At 63.5% G+C, this 4,270-nt stretch carries 3 protein-coding genes and 1 pseudogene; all 4 read right to left on the bottom strand.

The window, feature by feature from the left end; genetic code table 11:
- Positions 1 to 343 (bottom strand): annotated as a pseudogene (locus tag V6M63_RS22615) (glutathione ABC transporter permease GsiD); the annotation flags it as partial.
- A gap of 64 nt (positions 344 to 407) precedes the next feature.
- A complete protein-coding gene (gsiC, locus tag V6M63_RS22610; protein ID WP_332745584.1) occupies positions 408 to 1,328 on the bottom strand; it encodes a glutathione ABC transporter permease GsiC in 921 nt (306 codons plus the stop codon).
- A 78-nt stretch (positions 1,329 to 1,406) separates the two neighbouring features.
- Complete coding sequence (gene gsiB, locus V6M63_RS22605; RefSeq protein ID WP_332745583.1) at positions 1,407 to 2,969, bottom strand: glutathione ABC transporter substrate-binding protein GsiB; 1,563 nt, start codon at positions 2,967 to 2,969, stop codon at positions 1,407 to 1,409.
- Positions 2,970 to 3,054: 85 nt separating this feature from the next.
- On the bottom strand, positions 3,055 to 4,270 hold a 1,216-nt coding region (locus tag V6M63_RS22600; protein ID WP_332745582.1), incomplete at its 5' end, for an oligopeptide/dipeptide ABC transporter ATP-binding protein.

Raw genomic sequence — 4,270 nt, 5'->3', positions numbered from 1 at the left:
CGTAATAGCCGGCCAGCAAACCCAGTGCGGTGCCGATCAGGCCACCGATGGCGACCGAGGCAAACCCCGCGGCCAGCGAAATACGCGCGCCCACCAGGATGCGGCTGAAGATGTCGCGGCCCAGCGGGTCAACGCCCAGCCAGTGCTGCCACGACGGCCCGGCGTTGAGCTTGTCGTAGTCGAAAAAGTTTTCGGCGTCGTAGGGCGCGATGACCGGCGCGAACAGGGCCAGCAGCACCAGCAGCAGCACGAAGGCCAGCGCCCCCATCGCCACATGCTGCTTCTTGAATTTGCGCCAGAACTCGGTCCAGGGCGTGCGCACGCGGGTGTTTGGCGCGGCCATGGGCGTCGCCGCGAGGGCGACGACGGCTTCGTTGACGAGGGTCTGTGTCATGGCTGGCTTGTTCTCATTTGTAGCGAATGGTGGGATTGATGAAGCCGTAGAGCACGTCCACCACCAGGTTGATCAGGATGAACTCCAGCGAAAACAGCAGCACCAGGGTCTGGATCACCGGGTAGTCGCGCATGGTCACGGCATCGACCAGCAGGCGGCCCAGGCCGGGCCAGTTGAAGACCGCCTCGACGACGATGGAGCCGCCCAGCAGAAAACCGAACTGCAGGCCCATCATGGTGACCACGGGGATCAGCGCGTTGCGCAGGCAGTGCTTGAAAATCACCGTGCGCTCTTTCAGGCCCTTGGCGCGGGCCGTGCGCACAAAGTCTTCCTGGATCACTTCGACGAAGGAGGCGCGCGTGAAGCGCGCCATCACGGCGGCCACGGCCGCGCCCAGGGTCAAGGACGGCAGGACGTAATGCTTCCAGCTGTCGGCCCCCACGGTGGGCAGCCAGCCGAGCTGCACCGAGAACACCTGCATCAGCAGCATGCCGAGCGCGAACGCCGGAAAAGAAATGCCCGATACGGCCACCGTCATGCCCAGCCGGTCCGGCCATTCATTGCGGAACACCGCAGAAACCACGCCTATGGTCATGCCGAAAATCACCGCCCAGCTCATGCTGGTCAGCGTCAGCAGCAGTGTCGGCAGAAAGCGTTCGGCGATCTCGGTCGACACCGGGCGCCGCGTGCGCAGCGAGGTGCCGAAGTCGCCTTTGAGCATGTGCGTGAAGAAGCTCACGAACTGCTCGGGCAGGGGCCGGTCCAGGCCGAGCTCCTGGCGCACCAGTTCCACAGTCTGCTGGTCGGCATCCTGTCCGGCCGCCAGGCGTGCCGGGTCACCCGGCAGCATGTGGACGAACAGGAACACCAGCACCGCGACGATCAGCAGCGTGGGCGTCAGGCCCAGCAGCCGTTTCAAAAAATAGTTCAGCATGATGGAGTCGGGTCAGGGCGTGCGCCAGCGGAGGCCGGCGCACGCGGGAACGGCGCAAAGAAGGCGCAAAGGAAATGCTTACTCGGCGACCGCGATCTCGTCCGCATTGATGTTGCCGTCAGGCATCACGTAAACGCCCGACAGGCGTTTGCTCGTGGCGTACAGGTTCTTCTCCGTCACCAGCGGTGCCCAGGGCGCGTCTTTCATGATCTGCTCCTGTGCCTGGCGATACAGGTCTGCTTTTTCCTTGTCGTCGACCGACTTCAGGGCGCTGGCGATGTAGCCGTCCACCTTCTCGTTGCTGTAGTAGGCGGTGTTGTTCAGCTTGGGTGGCCAGGCTTCGGTGGCCAGCAGCGGACGCAGCGCCCAGTCGGCTTCACCAGTCGAAGAAGACCAGCCGGCGTAGTACATGCGCACTTTCGCGGTTTTGGCGTCCGGCGCGGCTTGCACCCACTCGGTACGCTGGCCGGGTTCGAGTGACTGCACCGAGATCTTGATGCCCACCTGGGCCAGCTGCTGCTGCACGAACTGGATGGTTTTCTGCGACGTGGTGGTGGTGTAGGCGCCCCAGAGTACCGACTCGAAGCCGTTGGCGTAGCCGGCTTCCTTGAGCAGCTCGCGTGCCTTTTTCGGGTCATAAGGCCACGGCGCCATCTTGTGGGCGTACTTCACACCCTGCGGCACGATGCCTTCGGCCGGGACGGCATAGCCACCGAAGGCCACTTTGGCAAGCGCTTCCTTGTTGATGGCGTAGTTGATGGCCTGGCGCACCTTGAGGTTGTCGAAAGGCTTTTGCAGCATGTTGAAGCTGAGGTAGCGCGTGATGATGGACGGGCCGCTCACCATCTTGAGCTTGGCGTTCTTCTCCAGTTCAGTAGCCTGCTCGTAGGGCAGCGGGAAGGCAAAGTCGGTTTCACCGGTCTGCAGCATGGCGGCGCGCGTGTTGTTCTCCAGCACCGGCTTCCAGGTCACGCTGTCGACCTTGGGGTAGCCCTTTTTCCAGTAGCCGTCGAATTTCTTGACCTTGACGAAATCGGTCTGCTTCCATTCCACAAAGGTGAAGGGGCCGGTACCGACCGGGTTGAAGGCGATGTCCTTGTTGCCGTATTTCTTGAGCGCCGTCGGGGAGATCATCGCGGCCGAGGCGTGCGCCAGCGAGTTGATGAAGGGGCCGAAAGGCTCCTTGAGCGTGATGCGCACGCTGTACGGTGCGAGTGCTTCGACCTTGTCCACGCGGTTGAACTGGTTGATGCGGGCCAGCTTGTTGTCGGGGTTGAGCACCCGGTCCAGCGTGGCCTTGACGGCTTCGGCATTGAAGTCAGTGCCGTCATGGAACTTGACGCCCTGGCGCAGCTTGAGGGTGTAGACCAGTCCGTCTTTGGAGACGGTGTAGCTTTCGGCCAGCACGTTCTCGATCTTCAGATCCTTGTCGAACTGGAACAGGCCCTGGTAGAAGGACTTGGTGACCGCTGTGGTCAGCGTGGTGTTGGTGTTGTAAGGGTCCAGCGTTTCAGGCTGGCCGCCGATGGCCAGCACCACGTCCTTGGCGGCCAGGGCCGAGCCGGCAGAGGCCAGGGCCAGCAAGGCCAGCAGGCTGGCAGCCAGGGCCTTGGGTCGAAGCGGTGTCATACGTTCTGTCATGGGGAAAACTCCTGGTTCAGGTTGAGGGGAAACACAAGCGAAAAACAAGCGAAAAGCGGATCGAAAAAATACAGGCCGAAGAAAATCAGTAGGCGCCGGCAATGCGGTGCTGCGCCACAAAATGACCGGGGCCGACCTGCACCAGCGGCGGCACGACGGGCTCGTCACCGATGGCGCGCAGGGGGCTGGGAATCTCGCCCTCCATCAACTGGCGGCTCAGGTGGCGCCGGCTCGGATCGGCCACCGGCACGGCCGCCATCAGCTTGCGGGTGTAGGCGTGTTGCGGATTCTCGAAAATGGCGCGGCGCGGGCCGATCTCGACGATCTGGCCCAAGAACATCACGGCCACACGGTGGCTGATGCGCTCGACCACCGCCATGTCGTGCGAGATGAACAGGAAGGCGATGCCCAGCTCGCGCTGCAGGTCCAGCATCAGGTTGACGATCTGGGCCTGAATCGAGACGTCGAGCGCCGACACCGATTCATCGGCGATCACCACCTTGGGGTTGAGCGCCAATGCGCGGGCTATGGCGATGCGCTGGCGCTGGCCGCCCGAGAACTCGTGCGGGTAGCGCTGGGCGTATTCGGCCGGCAGGCCGACTTTTCCGAGCAGCCAGTCGACCCGCGCCTGCGCCTCCTTGCCCCTGGCGATCTTGTGCACCAGCAGCGGCTCCATGATGGAAAAGCCGACGGTGACACGCGGGTCCAGCGAGGCAAACGGGTCCTGGAAGATGAACTGGATATTGCGGCGCAGCCCTTGCAGCGTGCTGGTGGGCAGGTCGCGGATGTTCTGGCCACCGAACTCGATGAGGCCGCTCTGGCTTTCAACCAGGCGCAGCAGCGAGCGGCCGGTGGTGGACTTGCCGCAACCCGATTCACCGACCAGCGCCAGCGTTTCGCCGGGCCGGATGTCGAAGCTGACTTTTTCTACCGCGTGAACGCGGCCTGCCACGCGGCCAAAAAGCCCGCTGCGTACATCAAAGCGTGTCACCAAATCCTGCACCCGCAAAATCGGCGCGCTGCCGGGTGCGATGGTGTCTTGCGGTTGAGCCGCCTCGCGCGGTGCCGCATCCGCCTCTTCGGTGCGCAGCAACTCGAACTTGAGCGGCAGTTCGCTGCCTTCCATTGCGCCCAATCGTGGCACGGCCGACAGCAGTGCGCGGGTGTAGCGGTGGCGGGGGCGGGCAAAAACCTCCTCCGAAGCGCCTTCTTCCACCTTGTCGCCGCGGTACATGACCAGCACGCGGTCGGCCACTTCGGCGACCACGCCCATGTCGTGCGTGATGAAGACCACGCCCATG

This window comes from Hydrogenophaga sp., assembly GCF_036675665.1.
Lineage (GTDB): Bacteria > Pseudomonadota > Gammaproteobacteria > Burkholderiales > Burkholderiaceae_C > Hydrogenophaga.
Note: the sequence above shows the minus strand (reverse complement) of the source record. Positions and strands in the feature narration are given on the sequence as shown.